This window comes from Methanobrevibacter oralis (genome assembly GCF_001639275.1).
Classification (GTDB): domain Archaea; phylum Methanobacteriota; class Methanobacteria; order Methanobacteriales; family Methanobacteriaceae; genus Methanocatella; species Methanocatella oralis.
Window position 1 is genome coordinate 50,027 of the sequence record NZ_LWMU01000092.1, and the last position, 24,420, is coordinate 74,446.

Below are 24,420 nucleotides of genomic sequence, written 5' to 3' on the forward strand. Positions count from 1 at the left end.
TGTTAGGTAATATTAATGAAAATATTAAAAACTACAAATGATAATTTAGATGAAAATGTTATTAATGAATCTATTGAAGTTTTAGCTAATGGTGGTGTTATTTTATATCCAACAGACACTGTTTATGGATTAGGAGCTAATATTTTTGATAATACTGCTGTTAGAAAAGTTTTTGATATTAAAAATAGGAATTTTCTTAAACCTCTTTCAATTTTAATTTCTAATACTAAATCTATTGATTTGGTGGCTAATGTGTCTATTCTTCAAAAAAAAGTTTTAAATAAATATTTGCCTGGACCTTATACTTTTATTTTATATAAATCTAAGATTGTTCCACTTTATGTAACTGGAGGGAGAGCTACTGTTGGAGTTAGAGTTCCAAAAAATGAAATAGCTTGTAAATTAGCTAGTTTATTTCCAATAACAACTACTAGTGCTAATATTTCTAATGAACAGGTCTTAGATGATCCTAAAGATATTTTAAAACAATTAAATTGTGATGTTGATTTGGTCATTGATGTAGGACCAATCGAATCAAAAGCATCTACAATTATTGATTTAACTTCTAATAAGATGAATTATATAAAAAGAGATTAATCTCTAATTATTTTTTACTTTTAACAATTACTACAATTGAAATAATAACAATTACACCAATTAACATAATTGTTGGATTACCTGTATTCTGTAGAAGTTTTTCCAATATTGGATCTTGGGTTTTATTTGTGGGGTTGTGTGTCATTGTTGCGTTGTGTTCTTTTGTAGTATTATTAAGGGGGTTATGAACAATTGTGGCATTTTGATTTTTAGTAGTAGTGTTATTTTCAATATTTCTATTTGGATTGGTTGTGGTGTTGTTTTTTTGATTTTTAACTTTTTTACTAGTGTTTTTGATGGTATTTGTTTTTATGATTGTATTATCTTTTGAAGAGGTATTTTCATTATTATTTAAATTAGTGTTGTTATCAAGTTCCTCTTTATCATCTTGAGGAGCGTATATTGTTTTAAATGATACTGTATATGCGAAATAATTCGATATTTGTTTATCATTAGATTTTAAAAGTTTAAAATTAAATGTTGCTTCTGTTTTATTGTTTATATTTACAATTGCAGTATTTCCTATGTTTTTTTCAGAATTAATGACATTTTGAACAATTTCATTATCACTGTTTTGATAATCATCACCTGATAATATGTTTATCACATTTCCAATTTCATTTATTTCATCTGCTTTGTAACATTCAATTATTGCAAGTTTTAAGTAATTTTCAAAGTCGGAGGGTAATTCACTAGTTGAACTGGTTGTGAATTTTTCACCTTTTTCAGTAGATAATTTTGATAAATCAATTAAAAAACCGGTATATCCATCACTAAATTCAATACCATTAGAACCTCCTGAATTTGCAATTATATAATCATCATCTGTTTCATTCAAATTATCAGCATAAACAAAGCTTAAATAACACATTAATATGATTATCACGAGAAATAATGTAATAATTTTTTTAGTCATAATTATCTCCTAATTGTTAGTTATAATATAATTTTGTGATTATTTAAATGATTTGAAAGCATGATTTAAAAAATTTATAATTATATATTATTAATTACAATATAACTACATATGAAAGTATTAGCTAATTTTGAAGATAATTCTAAAATTCCATCTAACTCCTCTTTAGACGAAATATTAGATGGAGGAATTGAAAAAGGTATTATAACTCAGATTTTTGGACCTCCAAGCTCGGGTAAAAGTAACATTGCTTTAACATTAGCTGTTAATGTAGCTAAAAGTGGTAGAAAAGTCATTTATATTGATACTGAAGGTGGTATTTCAATTAATAGGATTAAACAAATAGCTAATTATGATTTTGACAAGGTAGCTAGTAATATAATGGTTTTTGAACCAACTAATTTTTTAGAACAAGATAATGACTTAAAAACTATTGAAACATGGTTTAGAAGGAATAATAATCAAGTAGATCTAGTTGTTTTGGATTCTGCTGTTGCACTTTACAGGGTAGATGATATGAAATCTTCGAAGTTAAATAAAGTTTTAGGTAGGCAGATGGGAATATTATCTGGTATTGCTCGTAAATATGATGTAGCAGTTCTTTTAACAAATCAAATTTATAGTTCTTTTGATAATGAAGGCAACAATGATATTAAAGCTGTTGGTGGTACTATTTTACAATATTGGAGTAAAGTAATAATTCAATTAGAAAAAAGTGAAAATATTAATGAGAGAGTAGCTACCTTAATTCGCCACAGAAGTTTAGCAGAAGGAAAACAAGTTGCTTTTAAAATTACTTCAAGAGGAATTATTTAACATTAATTTTATTAATGACTTTAAATAATTAACATTATCATTATACTAATACTTTTCAATCACTCTACCAACAATAAAAAATAAAAATAAAGGTAGAAATAATGAATATGGAAACAGACAAAGAACTATTAGAGGACTTCGCAAGAACAAGAAACATCAAAAACACCACCAAAAGAATATACCAAGCATCAATAGAATTATATGCAAAATACAATGAAAAAACCATGGTAGAACTAATACAAGAAGCTGAAACAGAAGAAGAAAAAGGCATAAGATGGAAACACAGAAAAATAAAAAAAAGACTAATCGAATTCAGAATATTCTTAACAGAAAACTACCTAAAAAGCTATGTTAAATCAACATTAGGTAGAATAATATCCATCTATAAACACTACGAAATAGAAATACACAACCTACCTTTACAAAGCAACAAAAATCTAACAGAACCAGTACCCATTACTTTTAAAGATTTACCTGACAAAAAAATTATTAAACAATCTTTAAAAATAGCTAATCCATTAATGAGAGCAATAATATTATTCATGTCCAGCAGTGGCTGTGCTAGGAGAGAAACATTAAACATCACTATTCAAGATTTCTTAAATGCAACTAGTGATTATCATAACAGTAATAATATTTATGAAGTAATCAACATTTTAAAAAATAGGGATGATATAATCCCTACTTTTAAGATAAGACGTGTTAAAACAAATAAGTATTATCATACTTTTTGCAGTCCAGAAGCAGTAACCGAAATAATAAACTACTTACTAACAATTAATAAAAATATTAAAAACAACGATTTTTTATTCACAGTACATCCTGTAACACTTATTAATTACTTCAACGAAATCAACAATAAATTAGATTTAGGGAAAAAAGGAACATATATTCGCTTCCGTAGCCATATGTTACGCAAATTTCATGCAAGTGCATTACAAAATAATGGAATGAACAAAGAAGATATAAACAGTATGCAAGGTAAATCACAAAATGCAACAGATGAATCATATTTCTTTGAAGATCCAAACAAACTCCGTGAAAAATATATTCAACATATGGATTGTTTAACTATAAATTTAGATGTGAATAATTTGAATATTAAAAGTCCAGAGTATACTAAACTTGAAACTGAAAATCACACATTAAAATCAGAATTAAATAAAATGGATGAAATAATGGCAAGATTAACTAAACTAGAACAACAAAATTAAATGAAAAAGTTATGGATTAAATATTAAAGAAAATATAACTAAAATCTTCAATTGTTAATCATGAAACAATAATGTTATAATAATTGTTATAAAGTAGTAACAATTATAAATATAATTAATAAAGTATTCCAATTATTAATTGATGAGAAGGTGTTTTTTTACAATGGATAGTAGACAACAACTGACAACAATGTATGCTTCTAGAAGGCATCGTAGAGAAGAACAAGAAGAACTTGAAAGAAAAAAACGTGCAGCCGAACAAGGAAATGTTAAATTTGAAGCTAAAAGAGAAAGCATGTTTGCAAGTGCTTTTGCAACAATTATCATAATAATGTTTCTAGGAACAGTTTTAGCAATACCCACAATGACAGTATCATTCATGTTAGCATTATTCAGTATCCCTTTAATTATTTTATATTATATTATTAAAGGATTCAATAATAAAAATAAAGCTAAAAACCAAATATATACTTGCCTGTATTGTCAAAAACAATTTAAAGGCGCAACAAATAAATGTCCATATTGTGGGAATAATATTAATTGTGACACAAATAGATATGAATGCACTTATTGTAAAACTAAATTCACAGGAAAACATGCAAGATGTCCCAAATGTAATATTCCACTATATTACAAATAATATTGAGGGAGGATTAATTAAAATGATGGCGTATCTATCTGAAAAAACTGATGAAAATATTGTTTATGATGAAAAATATTATGAAGATTTAGCTAAACGTTTAGCTGAAGAATCCATAATAAATTTCAGAAAAGACTTAAATAAAATTTTTTCTGAATAATTTTTTTAATATATAAGCGAGCATTTGAAAAGTACTATAATTTTATATATGGCTGAAAACATAAAAACTAATTATATAAACATATAAACTAATATGATGATTTCTAATTTAATAAATATAAATGAGTGGAGGCAAATTCATGTTTATTAAAAAAACTATTAAATTATCTATTTCTAATAATTATTTGTTAGATGATGAATCTTCAAAAAAGGTTATGGATATTGTTAATAAAAAAAGACAATTTGGACGCATTGAATGTGGCATGAGTTTATCGGGTTTATCTAATAATTATGGAAATATTAATCAATTAGATTTGAATTTAATTAGTGATTCTGATGAAAATTTGGAAAAACTGGAAAATGATTTTAATAATGATTTAAAAAACTTAGATATAAAATATATTACTACTTTGAAAAGTATTTAAAATAAAATTTTTCCTAATATAATGGAACATTTGAAAAGTATTATATAATAATTATTTATATAATATTTATTTAACTATTGTATGCAACATTTTTTAAAGGGGATACTATGGATAAAAATATAAGAAATAATGAAAAGATTAAAATTAAAAAAATTTCTATTGAAAATATAGGAATCAAAGATTTATTAAATCCTGAATTTTTAGATAAATTAGAATCCAATTTCGATGACTTTTCATTAATCACGCTTGCATTAACTATAGGAGGAGATAAACCTTCAAATCTTATTTCTTTAGGTCACACTTCATCTGATGATTTTAAAAATGATATTTTAACAATTAATGCAGAAACTGAAGCGAATTTATATAAATTTTTAGACCTGTTATAATAGAGTTATTAAGGAAGATTTTATTATGAGTTTACATAAAATTAAAGAAAATTCTTTTGTTGAGGAATATTTCCAATCCCCATCATCACAAGAGGATATTTCATACAAGGAATCTATAATGGAATATGATAGATTTTTTGATAAAAAATTCGATGAATTGTATGATCATTTTCTTGTGTTAAATAATACTGAATTAAAAGAATTTATTAAGAGTCATGATGATTTATTATTATTAATTGATAAAATTAATCCCTTACTTAAAAAAATTTTTCCCAATTTTGTTTATATTTTAGATTTTAACCAAGATCCGGAATTTCAATATTTAAATCAAGTTGTTATTTATATCCATATTGGACAATCTTCTTTTGATGAAAATTGGGCTTTATTGAGACAACTTAATAAAGAAATTATAAACATTGGTGAGTTTCCATCCCAGTTGAAAAGATTGCTTTCAGTGGATTTGTGGTAGTTTATGGGTTTTGATTGGAATAAATTTTATGATGTTGGGATTTTTTTATTAGATTATTCTGATAAAGAGGAATATCAACGTTCAGGAATTGGACGTTTATATTATGCATGTTTTGGCGAGTCTAGATTATATTATGAAAAAGCTTTTTTGAGTGTTTTACCTTCAAAGGATTCTCATAGTATATTAATAGCCACATTGGAAAACTCAATTTATGAAGAAGAACAAGAATTAGGGGAGTATCTTCATAAATTAAGGAATTCTAGAAATCGTGCAGATTATGGGGTAAAATTAAAAAGATATGATGTTAATAATTCTAGGAATAATGCTAAATTAATTCTTAAACTTTTAGATGAATTTTATAGAAATCCTGTAAGACCTATTTAATAGATATATGTGATTTTTTTATTCTAAATTAATTCTACAAAAATTAATTTTCCATGAAACTTCCCCATAATTTGTTGGTTTGATATTTTTTTTAAATTTTGTATATGATTAAAAACATAATACTGTAATTAAGTTATATCCTATTTTTAATATAATCTAGATATTTATTAATTTTTTTGTATTCTAAATTTTTCATATATTTTTCCATAAAATTCCAATCGGGGGTTTTTTTAGAGTCTAATGGTAATAATATCTTACTTTTATTTAACCTATTTAATGTGGCTCCATTTCCACCCCAATTAAATTTTTCCATTAGTTTTTTTAATAAATGGATTAAAAACAATGCATTATATTTATTTAATTGTTTATTATAAATAATTTGTATATTTTGACCTGTATAAAATTTATTTCCTTGATAAAAAGCTGTCTGAGTATCTAAACCAATAGTAATAACATTACATTCATTTATAATATATTTTTCACTTTGTTTATCTATAAAATCAGTTATACCATTATTTTCATCTGTTCTTGTAATATATGGTATTCTTCCTTTTTTATTTATGAGTTTATTTTTATCAATTCCACTAGATGTGGATTTTATTTCAAATATTTCTGAAAGAACAAAAACACCCCATTTTTTATTACAAAGTGTTTCTATTTTTTCACCCCCCCCCCTTTTCCTCAACAGAAATTTCTAATTTATTAATTTTCTCATTGATAAATTCATTATATTTATTTATTAATTTTTTTTCAATATTGCGCATATAGTTTTCCATAAACTCAAAATCAGGCACTCCTTTAGAATTAGTTGGTAGTTGTATTTTTTGTTTTTTTATTCTAGCTTGACTAAATTTGTAACCATAATTGAATTTATTATTTGTTGCGGATTTTATAGATGCAACAATAAAAAATCCAGTATATTTATTCATTTTAAATTTCGGGATTAATTTTTCAACATGATCTGATGCAGAAAACTTAGTCCATTGATAATGAACATGTCCATTAGTAGCACTATCAATAACTATAACATTTTCTTCTTCAGTATAATATTTGTAAAATCCATCCACGCCCATGAAATTAGATTTTGTAGTTATATATGGATATGGAAACATTGTTTCATTTTTAGTTTGGAGTTCGTTTAATGGTGTAGTTTTAGTTCCAGTTACTTCAAATAAGTCATTTAATTGGTATTCTCCCCATGTTTTATCTTTTAGTTCTTTAATCATATTATAGTTACTCCTTAAATAAATAATCTTTTTCTTTTAATATCATTTCAAATTCAAAAGTTAGATATTCATGCATTGTTTCTTTGAAAAAATTTTGTGAGGGAATATTGTCATTGAAATAATAAAATGAATGTAACCATTCATCAGTTGGTTCTATTGTAGATTTTACCATGAATTTAGTTGGCGCATCAATTTGATCTCTCCAACATTGCAATAAATGTTCTTTTCTTTCGATAGCTCTTTCTGTTTTTATAATTCCCACATGTTTACTTAATTCGTAGCCATCATCTTCAAAATTAATGAACTTACATCTTTTATCAATTGGATGTGCTTTATTTGCAGTGAATATTGCAATGCAGGGTATAGTCCCAATTCTATAAAATGTAGTGTCTCCATCGAGACTTATAACTCCTTCCAAAGTATGTTTTTTAAGTATTTCTTTTTTAATGGATCTATCTTCTTTATTTTTACCAACCATGGCAGATTGAGGCACTATCACGGCACAACGTGCATTATCATCTAATGAATCAAGCAAATGTTTAACAAAGTTTATTTCAGATAAATGTGCAGTCTCTTTATTTTTTCTTAGTGAATATGGAGGATTCATCATACCTACTGTATATTTATTTTCTTTTAACTTTTGAGAATCTTGTTTTAGGAAATCTGCACAAATTAAGTTTGTTTTACCATCACCTCTTAACACCATATTTGTAGTTGCTATTGAAAACATATTTTCTCTTATTTCAATACCATGGAGATTATTTTGTTTTATATAATCACGATCATCATTAGTTTCAACTGCCTCTAACATCCGATTCATTGCTGAGATTAAAAAGCTTCCTGTACCGGCACATGGATCTAAAACTTTATCTTTAGGAGTTATTTCTAATATTTCACAAAATAATTCTGTAATATGTTTTGGAGTGAGTACAATTCCTAATGTTTGTCCATCACCTCCACTATATTTAATGAATTCTTCATAAAAAAACCCTAATATGTCTTCATGGATTGTTGAGATTGCTGGAAAAATTTTATCTTTAATATATTCTGTAAAATACTTTAAAGGTGTTTTACCTAATGTTTCATCAATTTCATTAAGATTGGGTCTATCTTTAATAAAATTAAATTGGTGCATTATAGCTTCTATTTTTGTTTCTACTTTTATTCTTTGTAGATTACAACATACTGCATCGTTTATTATTTTTCCATCATTATTAATTTCATCAGCATTAAGTGATTGATCTATGTTTTTATTTTCATTCAATGCGAGTAATATTGCTGAAACAACTAATGGTTTTTCTGAATCACTTATACTACCTCTAGATGTTAGAAGTTCATTTAATTCTTTTGATTTTTCTAACACTTCTTCTATTTCTATAACTTCTGCTGGAGTTTCATTTAATATAATCTCTTTATAGTATTTGTCTATATTATTTTCATTAAAGTTTTCAAAGTTTTCAACTTCATCAAGTAATTGATAATCATGTTCATCTAAAAATATGGGTCTTATTATGTGGTGTTTTTCATCACCACTACAACCAAAAGCAAAAATCTTTTTAAAATTGGTATTTTTGATTATATGTTTAGCATAATGTACTGCACCATTTTCAGCATAATCATTTATTGCTTTTGTTCTTAAATCTAATTTATTTGGATTTTTTTCACAATATAATGCTTGTTTATTTGTTTCAGCTTTGTCTTCAATAACTATTATAAAATCATTGGATTTTCCAACAAATTCTGGAAATCCTACGGAGTTAGTGCCTTTTTTAGATGCTGTTTTTAATGCTTCATTAATTTCTTTTATATTGCTTTCATTGGCTTTAAAATTTATTTTTGCACTATCTAATAATCTTGCTATAAATAAATCAGTATTTTTTTCATTAACCATACTTACATTCTCATTGAATTATTAATATTACTATTTTTGAAGTTTTATTTATTTACACTAATATATTTTCCTTTTATTTTTTTTATCATTTTTTGTACAGTTTAGTATTTTTTATACTTTTTTTTAAATTGTTGTACCATGTGTTTTTGGACTTTTCACTATACAATTAACTATTTTTTATTTTATTTTATTGAATAATGTTTAAAATAATTAAAAGAAAAGGTTTAAATATTTAATTAACTAATATACTAATCAAGGAAGAAAAAGCCTATGTCAAAATATATTTTTGCAAGTTATGATAACCACAAAAAAGCACCAATCCCAAGATTAATCTAGCGAGATTACCATATGTCATGGAACAGATCACATTATGACTTTGGTCATTATGGAGGGCGAAGTGTTATTGGTCATCGTAAATACAAAGCAAGATATTTATAAATTTTGATAATTTAGATATATTTAATATAATTTAAATATATAAATATCCAATGTAGAGTAATAATAAAAATACTTAAGATATTATGAGAGTTGAGAAATATGATTGCCAGAGCGAAAATAAATCCAAAAATGATGGAATGGGCTAGACTTCATGCAGGATTTACAAATGGCTATGAAGAGGTTCTACCACTTGAAATAAAAAATAGATATGAAAAATGGGAAAATGGTGATGTTTCACCAACATGGAAACAATTAAGAACTGCAAGTAAAAAGTTTAATTTACCTACAGCATTCTTTTTCATGAAAAATCCACCCATGTTTGATGATTCGCCTAATTTAATAAATTATAGAAAGTTAGACATAGATTCTATTTATCAATCAAATTCTCCAGCATTAATTGAAAATATTCATAAATCAGAAACAAGGAGATTAATATTCATGGAACTATCCGAAGAATTAGGTGAAGATATATCCAGTTTTAATGTTCCTGTATTAGCTCATAATAAAAAAGCATTTTCAGAATACATTCGTGAAATTTTAGATGTTTCTATAGAAACTCAAAAATCATGGATGAAAGAAAAAAAACATTATTCTTTCTTAAATAATTGGAAAGAAATAATCACAAACAAATTAGGAATATTAATATTTGAAACTGAAGGTGTGGAAATTGAAGAAATGAGAGGATTATGCATACTACATGATAAAATCCCAATTATATTGTTAAATGGTAAAGATGAACCTAATGGTAGAATATTCACATTATTCCATGAATTAACACATTTGCTACTTGGAGAAAGTGCAATTTGTGGAGATGATATGAATAAATCAATTGAAATCTTCTGCAATTCAGTAGCAGGAGAATTCCTTGTACCTGAACATGATTTACTAGAAAATATTAACAACTCTGATTTATCTGATGAATCATTAAAAGGATTATATAATACATATGGAGTTAGTGAATATGTAATATTAAGAAGATTATTTGACCTTAATAAGATTACTAAAACTGAATATGATTCTAAAATCGACCACTACATTAATTTCAATACTAATACAGATGACGAATCCAAAGGATTTTACCTTTATAATATGGTTAAATATAATGGAAGACCTTTTTATTCGTTAGTTTTAGAGGCTTATGATTATGGGATTATAAGTTCATTAGAATTCTCAAAATATACTAATCTTGGTCAAAAACAAATCCCAAAATTACAAGAGATTTTATTTGGAGGAGAACAATGAGTAAATATATCATTGATTCATCCTCGTTAGATGAATTAGAAGATAAATATCCAATGGATATTTCTGTTTTTGAACCAATTTATTCTAAACTAAATCAAATGTTTGAAAATGGAAATCTATTTTCAATTAGAGAAGTTTATGAAGAATTAAGAGATTCACAAGAATATTGGGATGATTATGAAGAATGTTTTAGAGAATTAACTGAAAAAGAATCTGAAAATGTTACTGAAATTTTAGATTCAGAAGAATTTTCAGTTTTTGTAAATTGGGGATTAAAAGAAAATGATGGGCATTGGGCGGATCCACATTTAGTAGCATGTGCAATGGAAGATTCTAATTTAGTGATTATATCTGAAGAAAGTTCACGAAATAAACCTCAACGAAAAATACCTTATGTCTGTAGTAAAAAAGGGATACGTTGCATAAAATTGTTAGAATTTTTAAGAGAAATTGAAATATTATAAATATCTGAAAAAATAAATGTAATTATGATACGAGGGGTCGTAGGTACTGGCATACCTCGCCCTCGTACAGTTACTTAAAAAACAAGTTACCTACAAGGGATAAAATGAGTTCAAGTAACCAATATTAATTTATGGTTAAAATACTATATAACTTTTTGGAGATAATTATTAGTATAAATATTAAATATTTGAAAGAACAAAATTAGCAATATGTAACATTCGTGATTATGAGTAGGATCATTGGTGTTGGAGCACCTCACCTTCTCAAAACCACAGGTTACAAAAAAACAGAACACCTAACGGGATGAAATGATTTCAGTAACCAATATTAATTTATGGTCAAAATACTATATAACTTTTTGTTATATAGTCGCTGACGAAAAGCGAAGTTTAAAATACTTAGCGGAAGCTATAAACAAATTTTATTACTTTTTACAAAAAAATATAAAAAAGAATTATTCTTTTTTACACACTGTCATAGTATCATTTTTAAAATCAATTTCCCAAATTAATGTGTCTCCTTTTTTTAAATTGAAAAAGTCACGTGCAGTTGATGGAATTGTGGTTGTTAAAGACCCAGCAACCTTTTGGATTTTTGTTTCATATTTCATATCAAAATTCTCCTTATTTTTATTAAAATATATATGTTTTAATTTTTATTTAAACTTATCTTTATATTATTCTTTAAAGAATAAAAATTTAATTAAAATAGGAGGTGAATAATTATGACAGTCAATTTATTAAAAAAAATAGAACATGAACTAACATGTATTACAGGTTTATATGCAGCAGATAATCTAGAATTTAATGAAAGTTTCCAATTAGATTATAATGAATTAATAAAAATGATAAATGAAAAAATAAAAGAATTGGAGACTCAAAAATGAGATCCTCCAATTGAGTTCATTCTAATTTAGTATATGGATATTTGTCCTTAATGTTATTATGGAAATATTTGCCTTTTGAACTAGCAGCCATTAATCCATCATAAACATCTTGAGGAACATTGTAATATTCATAAAGGCCACTTTTTAAGAATTTAATTCTCAATGTTTCTGTTGAAGGATCATAGCCTACAGATTCTAAATTACTTGAACTTACTGGTGTCATAATCATTTTTTCACCTCCTTTTTATTGGGTAGATATATAATATGTAATTAAAAATATAAAAAGTAGTGATAACTATATAAATATTTATTAATAGAAATATTTATATATAAGTTAATACAACAATATATATTAAAGAATTAACAAAGAGTTGGAGCTCAATGTTAATCTCTTAAAAAAAGTCCTAACGGGATGAATAGAAATGTTAGATATAGTAGAAATGGGTGAGGGTACTGTTACTCTCAAAAAAGAAGACTATGAACGTTTAGTCTTGGAACGTGACGAATACAAAGCTATTTGTCATGAGTTTAGTAGAATTAAAAAGAACTTGGATTCTAAAATTAAGGGTGGTGTCATTAATGAGTAATGACACTGAACTTAAGGAAATTACTGTTTGGATTAATCCTGATTTTGATGAGATCCAAATGGGACAAATAGTGGCAACCACCACTAGTGAGTTTGATTTTAATGGTGTTACTCATGTTTTTGATAAAAGTGCTACTACTGGTGTAAATGTACTTGTTGAACACATTGGTGAAGATTATTCTGAATACATCCCTGAAAAGTCATGTAATGGTGGTTGTTATGGGTATGATTATTGGAAAGTACATCGTGTACTTTCTAATTCTCAAACTGTTAATGTTGAACAGTTAAAAACACGTTATAGGGGTCGTAATTATAAGTATGAGCAGACTCAGAGAAAAGTTGCTGATGCTTTAGGTTGGACTAGTTTTTATGAAATTACGCCTGTAGAGTTGAAAAATGTGGATCCAGTTTATTTAAAAAAATTAGATCCAGAACTAATTTTAGAATTAACAAAAACATATAATGAGTCTCGTGAGGCTTATTGGGAGTTACACGAGGCTGAGTGTGTGCATGATGGTCGTTTGGATTATCATTCTGCTTGTAAGAAAACTTATGATTTTCTAGATAGTATGGCTTTTGAGGAGTCTAGTAAATGGTTGTTAAGTCATGGTTTGAACACTTTGACTTTGACTCAGAAGTTATTAGAGGATCCTAATTTTTTAGAGGATGGGGGTTTAATATGATTAGTACTGGTGATTCTGAGATGGATTATGTCATCAAAACTTTAGATGATAAGGGTTATGGTCCATGTAACATTAAATTGGACTGGATTAATGAACATCCTTTTATAGTTTTGTATTGTCTTGAGGGTGTTACTGAGTTAGTTCAGAAGTTCAATTATTTGGGTGTAGGAGTATTGCCTATTAAAGATTCTTATACTATGGGTGTTCCTGGAATTAATTTAAACAGGAATATTTCTAAAGTAGTTGAATATGTGGATCAAATCACTAACAAAGGTGAAGATCCTAAAATGGATGGTGTTAAATCAATTGAAGATGTTAAAGTTTGGTTGAAATTACATTATCCTCATGATATTCAGGACTTATTAAATATGGGTATTGATAATGATATTGGGATCATTAATGTGTTAAATCATAAGTACCAGTTGGGGCTTATGGAATTAACTACTAATGGGATTATTTCTGATTATGTAGATGTTGAAGGAGTGATTGTATGATTGCTTTCTTTTTAGGTTTAGTATTTTTGGGAATTTTTGCAGTGGTGTTTTATATTTTTTATAGTAATCATGTTTCTGTTCTTAAAGCACCGTTAACACATCGTAAATATTCATGGAAAGATATTGTAGCAAGTAATAAGGATTTGTTACCTGCTGTAGTGTTGGTTTTTGTTATTTTTTTAATTATTTTAGTTATGGTGGTTACTGGTGTTGGTGCTACTGAATCTAATACTTATTACTACCATTTAGGGGGTAGTTAAAAATGTTGAGTTTTAAAATGGATAAACCTGGTGAACGTAAATTAAAAACATTAATTTATGGTCTTGATGGTGCGGGTAAATCTACGGCGGCGGAATTATATTGTAAGAAAAGGGATTTGCATCCTGTATGTGTTGATATGGATGATACGAATTATACGGATGTTCCTAGAGTGGATGTTGATTGGAAACAGGATAGGGATGTAGTTAATGGAATGAAGGAAATCATCAGGGATATTCAAAGAGATGAACATTTTGATACTTTAATTATTGATGGTTGTGGAACATTATCTAATCTTTTAATTCCACCAATAAAAGAATCTCAAAGGGCTTATTTGTTACGTACTCAAAACTTTAAAAAAATTTGGAAATGTATGTTAAATAGTGATATTAATATTATTTTTATAGGTCAAAAGGATTTAATTGTTACTGAGGAAAATGATTCATCTAAATTTGCAGAAATGATTAATAATATGGTGGATTGGAAATTTAGGTGTTATCGTAATGGGTCTGCTTTTAAAGTGGAATGTACTAAATGGAGACGGGAAAAGGAGGAGTTATATTGAATCCTCCTTTATTAATTACTACTTTTGGTAGGGCGAAAGTTGATACTAGTGGTTATTATCGTATTACTTCTCGTAGAGAAGGTAATCATCTTAAGTTATTACATCGTTTAATTTTTGAGAAATTTCATGGGGGTATACCTGAAGGTTATATTGTTCATCATAAAGATGGTGATAAATTCAATAATTGTATTTTGAATTTAGAATTGCTTAGTTTAAGGGAACATATAATTCATCATGATAAAGGAAATGATGCTAAACATAGGAAAATTTGTCTTGCAAGAAACAATACGGGGTATCGAAGGGTATCTATTAAAAAGTGTGATTCTTGTAAACAAGGATTCATTTATTATTATCGTTATTATGATGATGAGGGTAATCATAAATCAATTGTTTCTGTTAATTTTGATATATTAAAAGAAAAGGTGCTTTCTAAAGGTTTATTATGGGAAAAATTTGAAGATTCAATTTGTGAGGAGGTTTAAGGATAATGGTTAAGTATTTGTTAAATGGTTTTAGTTTTAGCATGCCAAGACCTGAATCAGGTTTGTTGGTGTGGCATAGTTTAACTGAGGAGGAATTCCTGGAGCAGACTAGGTATAATAATGTGATTTCTTGTATTGGTCATAAAGACCTAGCACGATTATTAAATGTAGAGTATAATCGTGAATCAATCACTTTAAATGTAGGGGATGTTGCATATATTGTGTACTTGAAGGGTGGTCGTTTACCTGAGGGTGCTAAAACATTACCTGATGGAGTGGAGTTGGGTTTTAATTGTGTTAAAATTTTAGAGGAGATTTAGCATGTTGACTCAGAAGTTAGTTAATGTTCAAAAAAATTTAATGGGGATCCATATTAAGAGTACTGCTCTTGATACTTTAATCCCTTTAATTTTTAAAGAATGTGTCAAGGAAAAAGTAATGTTTTATTTTACTTTTGTGGAAAACACAGCTATATTAAAGTTACGTGATTTAGAAAGTGAAAATAAAGAATTAAACATTAGACTGTATCATGAAAACATTACTGAATATGAGACTCTTAAAAAAGCATTATTAATAAATGCTTTTTTAATCACTTCTAAAAAAGAAAATTTTACCCAGTCTAAATCTTCTGAAAAAAGAATTATTTCAAGTGATACAACAACACCAGCTCCTATTCAAAGAGCAATAGAAAAAATACAAAAGAAAGGTGTACCGGTAGATCGCAGAACTATTGAAAGACACATTGATCTTGGAAGTATGGGTGCAGATGTGCGTAAAAAATGCATTCATTACTTAAAAAACATGGATGAGGGGGCATAAAATTATGTCTCTTACATCTAAAACAGTCATCAAGGATACGCAAGGGTATATTTTTAGTGTTTCTTCTGAAAGTGAAGAAAACACTGAATATACTGTAGCATATAATCATGATGATGGGTGGTTTTGTAACTGCCCACATCACCTTTTCAGAAAAGCTTACTGTAAACATATGAAAGCAGCTGCAGTTAGTGAAAATATTGTTGATGAAAATGTTTTTACAGGTGGTTTAATTGGTTAATCATACAGATTTTGATAATAAATTTGTTTTTCAAAGCATACAAAAGATGGATAAAGGTTCTTTTAGAAGGTATGTTATTCCAGAATATCTACATTCTAACAAAGGGAATTCTATTCTTCTTAATCAAGCTTATGATATTTTTAAGAATAAAGGTTCTTTTGATGGATACAGTGTTTATGAGATTGTGTTTGAATTTTCACCATTGCCTTTTAAAACATTTGGTGATATTGTTGTGCGTTTTGATAAAGATTTTCTAAAATGTGAAAGTTACATTACTAATTTAATTAAGATTATTGATGTTATGGGGCTTTTTTTAAATTTAGCTGTTATTTGGACTTACACTAATAAGCAACAAGGTAGAAAATATTTGAATGGTTGGAGAAATGAAGTTTTGAAAGATAATGTTTGTGCTTGTTGTGGTGGGGATAAACATTTACAAGCTCATCATATTTTTGGGTATTCTAAATATGAAATGTTAAGGGATGATCCAAGTAATGGAATTGTATTATGTAAATGGTGTCATAAAAAGTATCATTCTTATTATCCTGGTGATGCAAATCTTAAAGATTTAATTGATTTCATTAAAAGGTTTGGTGGTAATCATGAGTGAATTTAATAAGTATGCTAGAGTATCTGCTAGGTTACATCAATCTGAAAAGGAAAAACTTAAAAAAAGTGGTTATACTGCTAGGCATGCTATTGAGTATTTTAATAAGATTGCAAATAATGAAGTTGATTTACTTTGTATTGAGGAGTATTTTTTAAATAAAGAAATTGAAGATTTGAAGTTGGATCTTATTATGAAAGAAAGGCAATTGGATGAAATTCAAAAACATAAAGATGAAATTTATAAAGGACATTTATCTGAATTACGTGTTAAAAGTTATCAACGTATTATTGGTATGTATGGTAATGCTAATGAATCAGGTAATCTTAAAGAATCTTTTGAAGATTTTGTTCAGGGAAAATATGTTCAGGATAGTATTATTCGTGATTTGTCTGGATTGAATTGTCCTTTGGAGGAGTATATGGAGGGTTTGTTTGATTATTATAATGATGTCATACTTGTAGGTAGGACATCTTAAATTTTGTTTATTGTGTAGGTGTCCTACTTTTTTATAATAAAGTAGGACACTTGACTTATATTCCAAATTTATTTTGTCATACTTTTGTGTATGACATTTAATTTGGGGAATTATTATTATTATTATTATTATTATTTAATAATTTTTTAATTAATTAATGAATTAATATAACAATGTTATAAAAACAAGAGGAAGGAGATAAAAATGAGAATGTTAAAATTAAATGGGACTGATGTTGAAGGGGATTTGTATGAATGGAGTAAACTTATTACTGACTTGGGGGATAAGGAAGTTAAGTATTATAATTTAAAGGAAAAGTACAATGAATTATCTGAAAAGATAATTGAAAGTACTGATTTTAAAGAATTGTACGGTAAAAATAATGAAAGTGTTCGTAAGAATCATGTTAAAAATGAATTATCTGATATGGTGAAAGAGATTAAATCATTAGAGTTTCGTATTGATTACTGTAAAAGAAGGATCATGTTTTTGAAACAGTTGATTCATACAAAAACAGTGTTACTTCAAATAAAAAATTGAGGGGATATAATGGATAAAACATGTAATAATTGTAAGCATCGTTGTTATAATGAATGTACTTTATTAGATGAATTAATTTTAATTGTTGGGTCTTGTGTGATGTGGACTGAAAGATAACTCGGAGGAATAAGTTTATGGGTAAAGAAGAAAAGTATCCTCAAATTGTTTTAGAAACTGATGGAACTTATGTTATTTTCATTGAGAAAAATGTTAAAGTTTCTTTCAATTCCAAAGAAGCAATTGAGGATTTTACAAAAAATAAAGATTTTACTATAATTGGAAAAGATGCACAGCCTTCTAAAGGTAAAACTTTGCCTTATTTAGGGAATTATATTGTGTCATAAGTCAATTAGTTCTGTTGAAATATCTGTTGGATCTGAATTAATGTTATGTCTAATTTTTAATAGTTCGATAAGGTTAGACATGGCTAATTCAGTTTTTTCAGTTATTTTATGGCCTGGTTTTATCTTTTCATTATTGTATTTTTCAATTTTTTGTAATTGGATTGAAATAATGTAATCTAGGAGTTTTTTATTAGTAAGATTTCCATTTTCTAATTGGGTATAAATATCTGAAATAATATAATCACCTCCTATATTTTTGGTGATTATATAGTTATGTTTTAAAATTTTATTAAGAATGATGATTGTGAAAAATGGGGGATGAAAATTTATGAAATTTTTAGAATTATTAAACAAATTAGAAGAGTATAATTGTAATTATGATTTACAAGATGTAGAAATCACTTCAAACAAAATCAATGATGTGTGTTGTTTGATTTTTAAACATTCTGGGAAAGTGTTTGATGTTATAGTTTTAGAGGATAGGGCATTTACTACTATTGCCGAATCAAAAATAATAAGTGATTAATATGGCTGCAAGAATGTATAAAAGAGGTAATATAATATACTGGTTGAAAGGTAAATGGTCTGAGTTGGAAGATGATATTTGCACCCATTGTCATCATGCACCAACCAAAGAAGGACATGATTATTGTTTGAGGGATTTGGGGAATAATATTGCAGCAGCTTGCTGTGGGCATGGGGATGATAGTCAAGCATATATATTACTTAAAGATGGTAGAAGATTCGTATTGGACAAATAATTGGTGTATTTGTTAAAAGAAGATGTCAAAACGAGTTATAAGTATGATTTATTATGTGGATGATGATATTTATGAGTAATATTGAGTTTCTAATTAATCATTATGATAAAAGAAGAATCCCTTATGAAATAAGAGGTAAAGAATATGATAAAATCCGTAAAAGGGAAAATCGAAAAAAAGAATTACATGAGATATGTGATGATTTATTCTTTGAATGTGATAATTATAAAAGATTAAAATTAACGAAGTATCAAAAAGAAAGAGTTAAATTTTTAGTGAACATTTTTAGTAATAATTTTAAAATGTTTCATACTAAATCTAAAAAAGAAACAATAATTTTAGCATTTATCTTTTATATTAAAATTAATGAACAACCTAAAATTAAATTGAAGGAATATAAAATAGTTTCTAAATATTGTTTAACTGATAATATTTTTGAAATTATTGTTTGTAAGTTATGTGAGTATTTCATGAAACGAACTCCTATAGTTCCAGTTGATTCTAATAATTATAATCATGAAATACTAAGTCGAAATGGAGGGAAATATTAAAATTGAAAAATTGTTGGAATATAATCGATGATTAAGTGATGAAAACACTTAAGTGAATTTTTATACAACTTTTTTTTTTAGGATTAATTGTATATATTTTTACTATTCTTTTTATTTTAAAATTAATGCATTTTGCTTGTAAGTCCAACCTTATTTTTCAAGTATTTTAAACCAATTAAATTTAATTTAAAGATTTTTCCGATGACTTTTTTTTATGAGTTCTGCTTGCTTGTCCTCTATAGTATAGTAAGAGGAGGATTATATTGAATTGTGTGATGAAAAAATTAGTGATGATACTAAATTAAAACATGAATCCCCTATCAATTATTATTTAAAACATTTTCACGATCAAGAAATTATGGCTGAACTCAGGTGGTGTGATCCATACTTATATCTTCAAATCTGTAGAATTCATTTCATTCAACAATTAAAAGATAAAACCATATCATATAAGTGTCCAGAATGTGAAACAAAAACAATCATTGAAAATGATTGGGGGGAAGAATACTGTAGTAAATGTGGATTAGTAGTGAGAACTTCATTTGATTATGTGGGTGGTCTGAAAATAAATCTTCCTTATGGAAAGAAAATATGAAAAAAACTAGGTTTTTTTTGTTTTATCCTCAGCAAGAAAAAAATTTGACAGAGCTGCTATCAGTTTTAAGAAACATTGCTAATGTGAATTCATCAGGTTTACTTAAAAAAAATATTTCTATTATAAAACTATCATGAAATCGATTATATATAAACACAAATACATATTTTTTCACTCCATTTTTACTTTTTTTTCTTGTTGGGGATAAAACAAAAAAAAGATTAAAATGAATATTTCTTTTTTTTTAAAAAGCTCTTTTTTTTAAAGTGTAATTTTATGATAATAGAGCTATTTATAATAATAAATATAAAAAAAAGGTGAAAATAATGTCAATTAATAATGAGACAGTTGGAAACATTTCAACAATAATAAAATACGCAAGCATGTTAATCACAGGATGGACAATATCCATACTTGCAAATCATGGACTCAATATACAAGGACAAGAACAATACTTAACAGAACTTATAAGTATAATACTATTTTTCGTATTAGCTCATGTAGATGCAAAATACAAAAACACATTCTTCAATAATTATCAAGAAAATAACAATGAAAACATTGAAGAAGAAGATGATGATAATATAATGGAATGAAATATAATGCAATCAAAAAAACTAACCGAACTCATACCATACAGGAGAACAGTTTGGATGACAGGATTCTTGAAAACCACATTATCAGCATCATTAATAAGTACTGGAGTAGTACTACTATTCAACAGCATAACCAACCACCCACTATTCGATGGATACAAAGAAACCGGAATAATAGTAGGAATCACATGCATACTATCCGCAATACTCATAGTAACCCTTATAGACAAATGGAAAGAACAAAAGAAAAAAGAAGAACTAGAAATCATTGACAAAAGAGCAGCAGAAATAGCAGAAGAAAAAATACTAGAAGCAATGAAAAAACTAGAAAATTAAACAACTGTTTTGTTTTAAAACAAAACAAAACATTATAAAACAAAACACTTGTTTTAAAACACTAAAAAAAATGATAGCACATAGGTGGTAACATGCCTCCAAGAGGGAAAGTAGAATCATCAGAGCATTATGTTGAAATACATGAATTATTATTAAAAGGTAAATCTCCAAGATGGATTTCTAATTACTTGAAAAATGAATATGATGAAATCATAGGGTATAGTGCTATTTACAATTATCAAAAAAAGAACATTAATATTGAAGAGCAAACTATTGAAGAGGTTAATAGAAGAGCTACAGAGAAAGTAGTTAAAGAAAAAGTGGATACTCAAGAACAAATTTTTGAAACTACTAATTATGTGATTAGTCAAGGTGCTGAGAATCTTGAAGGAATTTTAGATGTAGCTAAGAATTTTCCACGAGATTATAAAGAGGTAAGGGCGGCTATTAGTGATCCAGATAGTAAAGTTTCTGAGAAAGATGTAGCTGAACTTAGTTATAAAGCAAATAAATTGTATCTTGATTTCATTAAAAAACAAGATACAAATGTTGAGGTTAATGTGAATAATGTTGACTTGTCTGAATTTTTTGATGATGAAGAGGATAGTGAAATTTTAACTGATTTAGATGACTTCGAAAGAAGATACCTTGAAGAAAAAGAAACTACTGAATAACCTTTACTCATTTTATGATAAGATTGTAGCTCGTGATTATACTCCTCATGTGAAAGCGTATCATATTTTCAAATTAAGTAAAAAATTAGAAGAGATTCATCGAGGTAAGATAGAGAGGCTTAATGTGTCAATGCCTCCGCGTTTCAGTAAATCTTCTATTGTAACATTAGCTTTCCCATTGTGGATTATTTTTCAGGATCCTGATAAGCATATTCTCATTATCAATGCTGAAGCTTCATTATCTGAAAATTTTGGTATTCGTTTAAGGGAATATGTGAAAAGATATGGGAAATATTTTAATGTTTATTTATCTGATGTAAAGCATTCAAGTACACATTTGAAGTTTGAAGATAAAGATGGAAATTTATATCAGGGTAGTATTCGGCTTGTTGGTGCAGATGGATCTATTACCGGTCAAGATGCTAGTTATGTAGTTATTGATGATCCATACAAAGGATTTAAGGATATAACTCCAACATTACTTCAAAAGAAAATTGAATGGTTTAAAACAATTGTCTTGCAGCGTCTAGAACCTGAAAGTAAATTATTAATACTTCACACTAGATGGCATACAAATGACTTGCAAGGGTATTTAAAAAAAAAGTTTCCAGATAGATATGAATTTCTTGAACTACCTGCAATACAAGATGATGGTACTAGTTTATGGCCTGAAAAATATAATGTAGAGCTTTTGCTACAGAAGAAAGAAGAAATGGGAGATAGATTATTTGAAGCTATTTTTCAACAAAAACCTATAGATGAGTCAAGTGATTTCTTTGATTTGTCTAAGATTCATTGGGAAAGACCAAAACTCAAGGTTGAACAAAAAGTTAGGGGTTATGATACTGCAAGTAGTGATCCATCAGTAAATGATTATACAGCGGGAGTTCCTATGTACTTGTTAGAAGATGATAATGTTCTTATTACTGATTTTCTTTATGGTCAATTTGGTTCTAAAACGAATACGATTATTAAAAAAACTGTCAGAGAAGATGGGGTTGATAATATTAGTGCTATTGAAACTGGTGTGGCGGCAGCAGGTAAATTATTATTTGAAGAATGGGAAGAACAGTTAAGTGGTTATTTTATTGAAAGAGCAATGGCTGTTCCTAATAATAGTAAAGCTGATCGTGCAACACCATTAAGAAATGCGATTCTTGATGGTAAAGTATATGTTGATATTACAGATGATGAATTAAGACAAATTTTCATTGATGAATTTAAAGCATTTCCTAATGGTGCTCATGATGATATTGTAGATGCTGCAGCTCATGCTTATAATTGTATTAAAGAAAACTTTATTGGTGCTTTGAGTTTAGAGATTATTGATTTATAAAAAAAGGGAGGGAAAAGATAAAGATGGGAATTATAAACGCTATTAATAAAACAATTCATAAATTACCTGGAATAAGACGACCAGAACGATATAGTTTAATGGATCAATTCATGGATACTTATGGATGGTTTGCAACAACTCCTGATAAAAATAATGGAGATTTAAATACTTATCATCAAGCTTATGAAAATTGTGTTTGGGTGCGTCGTTGTTGTGGAGCATTATGTGATGAAATGCTAAGCAAAGGATTTCAAATTAACAATCTTCACACAGACCAGGTTAATTGGGAAAGAGTAAATTATTTAACTGATTTATTTAATAATCCTGCAGGTAAATATGTTGATGATACATTTTCTTCACTAATTAAACAAGTACTTCCTTCTTTTAAAGTAACTGGTGATGCTTTTATTGAAGTTAATCATGATAAAATATTTGATAATGTAATTAATGGATTTAAATTTATCCCTACTGAATTAATAGGTTATGATTATGAAAGAGATGCTTGGTGTATTCGTAACACTAATTATCTTTTTGAACCTGAAAACCTCATACATATTTATGAACCTAAAATTAGTTTAAGAGGTAATAAATGGGGTACTAGTCTTATTGATACAGTTGCAATGGATATTAGTTTAGAAGTGTTAGGGCTTGATCATAATAAAGAAATATTTGATAATTATGGTTTGGATCCAAGAGGAATAATTAATTTTGAGCAAGATGTTAAACCTAAAATTGTTCAAGACACTATAACTCGTTTAAAAAGAGAAAAACATAAAAAAGGAACAATAATCACTCAAGGAGCTAATTATCAAAGAACTAATAATAGTAATAAGGATATGGAGTTTTTGGAATTATTAAAATATAGTCGTGATCGTATTATAACTTGCTTTGGTGTTCCTCCACAGAAAGTGGGTATTATTGAAACAGCTAGTCTTGGTACAGGTACTGGTGAATCTCAAGATAAAAACTTTGCTAAAGTAATTAATAGTAATTGTAAATGTATTGAAGATGGTTTTAATAAGAATCTTGGTCGTAGTGGTTTTCAGGAAATATTTGAATTTATTCGTGAAGATCATGAGAATAAGTTAAATCGTGCAACTATTGAAGATAAGCAATTGCGTAATGGTACTACTTTTATTAATGAAGTAAGGTCAGGTTATGGTTTGGAGCCTGTGGAGTGGGGTAATGTTCCGATGAATTATAGTCAGTATGGAATAGCACGTAATCCTAATGATATGGGAGAGGTAACTCCAATTGATCCAAGTGAAAGTAAGTCTTTAATGAAATCATTAGTTATTGACAGGCTTAAAAAAGGTTATTAAT

General features: G+C 27.2%; 40 protein-coding genes. 34 read left to right on the plus strand and 6 right to left on the minus strand.

The annotated features are described in order from the left end of the window. The first annotated feature begins 15 nt into the window (after positions 1 to 15). Positions 16 to 597 carry an L-threonylcarbamoyladenylate synthase gene (locus MBORA_RS07770; RefSeq protein WP_063720498.1) on the plus strand — a complete coding sequence of 194 codons (582 nt, stop codon included), beginning with the start codon at positions 16 to 18 and terminating at the stop codon, positions 595 to 597. 7 nt (positions 598 to 604) lie between these two features. Here the strand turns inward: MBORA_RS07770 and MBORA_RS07775 are convergent, their stop codons facing one another. After that, positions 605 to 1,513: a hypothetical protein gene (locus tag MBORA_RS07775; protein WP_042693510.1), complete on the minus strand. Its 909-nt coding sequence runs from the start codon at positions 1,511 to 1,513 to the stop codon at positions 605 to 607. 111 nt (positions 1,514 to 1,624) lie between these two features. On the opposite strand from MBORA_RS07775, the gene radB reads away from it, so the two are divergent. The 8 genes from radB (at position 1,625) to MBORA_RS07810 (ending at position 6,006) form a co-directional block, all read left to right on the plus strand. Then, entirely contained in the window at positions 1,625 to 2,329 is a 705-nt protein-coding gene (gene radB / locus MBORA_RS07780) for a DNA repair and recombination protein RadB (RefSeq protein WP_042693508.1), read from the plus strand. 101 nt (positions 2,330 to 2,430) lie between these two features. Further along, the gene (locus MBORA_RS07785; RefSeq protein WP_063720499.1) at positions 2,431 to 3,543 is read left to right on the plus strand and encodes a tyrosine-type recombinase/integrase; all 1,113 of its coding nucleotides are present in this window, start codon (positions 2,431 to 2,433) and stop codon (positions 3,541 to 3,543) included. 163 nt (positions 3,544 to 3,706) lie between these two features. Next, positions 3,707 to 4,183: a hypothetical protein gene (locus MBORA_RS07790; protein ID WP_042693505.1), complete on the plus strand. Its 477-nt coding sequence runs from the start codon at positions 3,707 to 3,709 to the stop codon at positions 4,181 to 4,183. A gap of 22 nt (positions 4,184 to 4,205) precedes the next feature. Continuing rightward, complete coding sequence (locus MBORA_RS10655) at positions 4,206 to 4,343, plus strand: hypothetical protein (RefSeq protein WP_156482709.1); 138 nt, start codon at positions 4,206 to 4,208, stop codon at positions 4,341 to 4,343. Between the two features lie 139 nt (positions 4,344 to 4,482). After that, positions 4,483 to 4,767, plus strand: coding sequence for a hypothetical protein (locus MBORA_RS07795; RefSeq protein ID WP_042693504.1), 285 nt, complete (start codon positions 4,483 to 4,485; stop codon positions 4,765 to 4,767). Between the two features lie 107 nt (positions 4,768 to 4,874). Next, complete coding sequence (locus MBORA_RS07800) at positions 4,875 to 5,153, plus strand: hypothetical protein (protein WP_042693502.1); 279 nt, start codon at positions 4,875 to 4,877, stop codon at positions 5,151 to 5,153. Between the two features lie 25 nt (positions 5,154 to 5,178). Further along, positions 5,179 to 5,622, plus strand: coding sequence for a hypothetical protein (locus MBORA_RS07805; RefSeq protein ID WP_042693500.1), 444 nt, complete (start codon positions 5,179 to 5,181; stop codon positions 5,620 to 5,622). A gap of 3 nt (positions 5,623 to 5,625) precedes the next feature. After that, positions 5,626 to 6,006 (plus strand): hypothetical protein, encoded by a 381-nt coding sequence (locus MBORA_RS07810; protein WP_042693498.1) that lies wholly within the window; start codon positions 5,626 to 5,628, stop codon positions 6,004 to 6,006. Positions 6,007 to 6,139: 133 nt separating this feature from the next. On the opposite strand, the gene MBORA_RS07815 is transcribed toward MBORA_RS07810, so the two are convergent. The 3 genes from MBORA_RS07815 to MBORA_RS07825 are packed head-to-tail and all read right to left on the minus strand — an operon-like array spanning position 6,140 to position 9,123. Further along, complete coding sequence (locus tag MBORA_RS07815) at positions 6,140 to 6,691, minus strand: restriction endonuclease subunit S (protein ID WP_063720500.1); 552 nt, start codon at positions 6,689 to 6,691, stop codon at positions 6,140 to 6,142. Continuing rightward, complete coding sequence (locus MBORA_RS07820) at positions 6,669 to 7,232, minus strand: restriction endonuclease subunit S (protein WP_063720501.1); 564 nt, start codon at positions 7,230 to 7,232, stop codon at positions 6,669 to 6,671. Before MBORA_RS07820 ends, MBORA_RS07815 begins: the two co-directional genes overlap by 23 nt. 7 nt (positions 7,233 to 7,239) lie before the next feature. After that, positions 7,240 to 9,123 (minus strand): HsdM family class I SAM-dependent methyltransferase, encoded by a 1,884-nt coding sequence (locus MBORA_RS07825; RefSeq protein ID WP_063720502.1) that lies wholly within the window; start codon positions 9,121 to 9,123, stop codon positions 7,240 to 7,242. Positions 9,124 to 9,660: 537 nt separating this feature from the next. Between MBORA_RS07825 and MBORA_RS07830 the strand changes: the two genes are divergently transcribed. Both MBORA_RS07830 and MBORA_RS07835 read left to right on the plus strand, forming a co-directional pair. Next, the gene (locus MBORA_RS07830; RefSeq protein WP_063720503.1) at positions 9,661 to 10,803 is read left to right on the plus strand and encodes an ImmA/IrrE family metallo-endopeptidase; all 1,143 of its coding nucleotides are present in this window, start codon (positions 9,661 to 9,663) and stop codon (positions 10,801 to 10,803) included. Continuing rightward, complete coding sequence (locus MBORA_RS07835; protein ID WP_042693492.1) at positions 10,800 to 11,267, plus strand: DUF4411 family protein; 468 nt, start codon at positions 10,800 to 10,802, stop codon at positions 11,265 to 11,267. The genes MBORA_RS07830 and MBORA_RS07835 overlap by 4 nt, the downstream gene beginning before the upstream one ends. Before the next feature lie 455 nt (positions 11,268 to 11,722). On the opposite strand, the gene MBORA_RS10660 is transcribed toward MBORA_RS07835, so the two are convergent. Beyond that, positions 11,723 to 11,878 carry an AbrB/MazE/SpoVT family DNA-binding domain-containing protein gene (locus MBORA_RS10660; protein ID WP_106787290.1) on the minus strand — a complete coding sequence of 52 codons (156 nt, stop codon included), beginning with the start codon at positions 11,876 to 11,878 and terminating at the stop codon, positions 11,723 to 11,725. A gap of 114 nt (positions 11,879 to 11,992) precedes the next feature. On the opposite strand from MBORA_RS10660, the gene MBORA_RS10665 reads away from it, so the two are divergent. Beyond that, a complete protein-coding gene (locus tag MBORA_RS10665; RefSeq protein WP_155930814.1) occupies positions 11,993 to 12,154 on the plus strand; it encodes a hypothetical protein in 162 nt (53 codons plus the stop codon). A gap of 16 nt (positions 12,155 to 12,170) precedes the next feature. On the opposite strand, the gene MBORA_RS07840 is transcribed toward MBORA_RS10665, so the two are convergent. After that, complete coding sequence (locus MBORA_RS07840; protein ID WP_042693491.1) at positions 12,171 to 12,383, minus strand: KTSC domain-containing protein; 213 nt, start codon at positions 12,381 to 12,383, stop codon at positions 12,171 to 12,173. A 193-nt stretch (positions 12,384 to 12,576) separates the two neighbouring features. On the opposite strand from MBORA_RS07840, the gene MBORA_RS10670 reads away from it, so the two are divergent. From MBORA_RS10670 to MBORA_RS07950, 22 genes are all read left to right on the plus strand, one after another. Then, positions 12,577 to 12,741, plus strand: coding sequence for a hypothetical protein (locus MBORA_RS10670; protein ID WP_155930813.1), 165 nt, complete (start codon positions 12,577 to 12,579; stop codon positions 12,739 to 12,741). Beyond that, positions 12,734 to 13,423 (plus strand): hypothetical protein, encoded by a 690-nt coding sequence (locus MBORA_RS07845; protein WP_042693490.1) that lies wholly within the window; start codon positions 12,734 to 12,736, stop codon positions 13,421 to 13,423. Before MBORA_RS10670 ends, MBORA_RS07845 begins: the two co-directional genes overlap by 8 nt. Continuing rightward, entirely contained in the window at positions 13,420 to 13,917 is a 498-nt protein-coding gene (locus tag MBORA_RS07850) for a hypothetical protein (RefSeq protein ID WP_042693488.1), read from the plus strand. The genes MBORA_RS07845 and MBORA_RS07850 overlap by 4 nt, the downstream gene beginning before the upstream one ends. Then, positions 13,914 to 14,177 carry a hypothetical protein gene (locus MBORA_RS07855; protein ID WP_042693486.1) on the plus strand — a complete coding sequence of 88 codons (264 nt, stop codon included), beginning with the start codon at positions 13,914 to 13,916 and terminating at the stop codon, positions 14,175 to 14,177. Before MBORA_RS07850 ends, MBORA_RS07855 begins: the two co-directional genes overlap by 4 nt. A 2-nt stretch (positions 14,178 to 14,179) precedes the next feature. Next, positions 14,180 to 14,740: an AAA family ATPase gene (locus tag MBORA_RS07860; protein ID WP_042693484.1), complete on the plus strand. Its 561-nt coding sequence runs from the start codon at positions 14,180 to 14,182 to the stop codon at positions 14,738 to 14,740. Continuing rightward, positions 14,737 to 15,222 carry an HNH endonuclease signature motif containing protein gene (locus tag MBORA_RS07865; RefSeq protein WP_052331812.1) on the plus strand — a complete coding sequence of 162 codons (486 nt, stop codon included), beginning with the start codon at positions 14,737 to 14,739 and terminating at the stop codon, positions 15,220 to 15,222. Before MBORA_RS07860 ends, MBORA_RS07865 begins: the two co-directional genes overlap by 4 nt. 5 nt (positions 15,223 to 15,227) lie before the next feature. After that, entirely contained in the window at positions 15,228 to 15,542 is a 315-nt protein-coding gene (locus MBORA_RS07870) for an STIV orfB116 family protein (protein ID WP_042693482.1), read from the plus strand. A 1-nt stretch (position 15,543) separates the two neighbouring features. Further along, positions 15,544 to 16,041, plus strand: coding sequence for a hypothetical protein (locus tag MBORA_RS07875; protein WP_042693481.1), 498 nt, complete (start codon positions 15,544 to 15,546; stop codon positions 16,039 to 16,041). Positions 16,042 to 16,045: 4 nt separating this feature from the next. Next, a complete protein-coding gene (locus tag MBORA_RS07880) occupies positions 16,046 to 16,279 on the plus strand; it encodes an SWIM zinc finger family protein (RefSeq protein ID WP_042693479.1) in 234 nt (77 codons plus the stop codon). Further along, positions 16,272 to 16,889 (plus strand): HNH endonuclease, encoded by a 618-nt coding sequence (locus tag MBORA_RS07885; RefSeq protein ID WP_042693477.1) that lies wholly within the window; start codon positions 16,272 to 16,274, stop codon positions 16,887 to 16,889. Before MBORA_RS07880 ends, MBORA_RS07885 begins: the two co-directional genes overlap by 8 nt. Beyond that, a complete protein-coding gene (locus MBORA_RS07890; RefSeq protein WP_063720504.1) occupies positions 16,882 to 17,364 on the plus strand; it encodes a hypothetical protein in 483 nt (160 codons plus the stop codon). The genes MBORA_RS07885 and MBORA_RS07890 overlap by 8 nt, the downstream gene beginning before the upstream one ends. Before the next feature lie 204 nt (positions 17,365 to 17,568). Continuing rightward, the gene (locus tag MBORA_RS07895; RefSeq protein WP_042693473.1) at positions 17,569 to 17,904 is read left to right on the plus strand and encodes a hypothetical protein; all 336 of its coding nucleotides are present in this window, start codon (positions 17,569 to 17,571) and stop codon (positions 17,902 to 17,904) included. 134 nt (positions 17,905 to 18,038) lie between these two features. After that, positions 18,039 to 18,248: a hypothetical protein gene (locus MBORA_RS07900; RefSeq protein WP_063720505.1), complete on the plus strand. Its 210-nt coding sequence runs from the start codon at positions 18,039 to 18,041 to the stop codon at positions 18,246 to 18,248. Between the two features lie 328 nt (positions 18,249 to 18,576). Then, positions 18,577 to 18,774 (plus strand): hypothetical protein, encoded by a 198-nt coding sequence (locus MBORA_RS07910; RefSeq protein ID WP_042693471.1) that lies wholly within the window; start codon positions 18,577 to 18,579, stop codon positions 18,772 to 18,774. Position 18,775: 1 nt separating this feature from the next. Further along, positions 18,776 to 19,009 (plus strand): hypothetical protein, encoded by a 234-nt coding sequence (locus MBORA_RS07915; RefSeq protein ID WP_042693470.1) that lies wholly within the window; start codon positions 18,776 to 18,778, stop codon positions 19,007 to 19,009. Between the two features lie 71 nt (positions 19,010 to 19,080). After that, positions 19,081 to 19,560 carry a hypothetical protein gene (locus MBORA_RS07920; protein ID WP_042693469.1) on the plus strand — a complete coding sequence of 160 codons (480 nt, stop codon included), beginning with the start codon at positions 19,081 to 19,083 and terminating at the stop codon, positions 19,558 to 19,560. A 268-nt stretch (positions 19,561 to 19,828) separates the two neighbouring features. Next, complete coding sequence (locus MBORA_RS07925) at positions 19,829 to 20,155, plus strand: hypothetical protein (protein WP_042693467.1); 327 nt, start codon at positions 19,829 to 19,831, stop codon at positions 20,153 to 20,155. Between the two features lie 326 nt (positions 20,156 to 20,481). Further along, entirely contained in the window at positions 20,482 to 20,751 is a 270-nt protein-coding gene (locus MBORA_RS07930) for a hypothetical protein (RefSeq protein WP_042693465.1), read from the plus strand. Between the two features lie 57 nt (positions 20,752 to 20,808). Further along, the gene (locus MBORA_RS07935) at positions 20,809 to 21,087 is read left to right on the plus strand and encodes a hypothetical protein (RefSeq protein ID WP_042693463.1); all 279 of its coding nucleotides are present in this window, start codon (positions 20,809 to 20,811) and stop codon (positions 21,085 to 21,087) included. A 92-nt stretch (positions 21,088 to 21,179) separates the two neighbouring features. Further along, positions 21,180 to 21,761: a hypothetical protein gene (locus MBORA_RS07940; protein ID WP_042693462.1), complete on the plus strand. Its 582-nt coding sequence runs from the start codon at positions 21,180 to 21,182 to the stop codon at positions 21,759 to 21,761. After that, complete coding sequence (locus MBORA_RS07945; RefSeq protein ID WP_063720507.1) at positions 21,736 to 23,097, plus strand: phage terminase large subunit family protein; 1,362 nt, start codon at positions 21,736 to 21,738, stop codon at positions 23,095 to 23,097. The genes MBORA_RS07940 and MBORA_RS07945 overlap by 26 nt, the downstream gene beginning before the upstream one ends. Positions 23,098 to 23,120: 23 nt before the next feature. Then, positions 23,121 to 24,419, plus strand: coding sequence for a phage portal protein (locus MBORA_RS07950; protein WP_042693457.1), 1,299 nt, complete (start codon positions 23,121 to 23,123; stop codon positions 24,417 to 24,419). The last annotated feature ends 1 nt before the right edge of the window (position 24,420 follow it).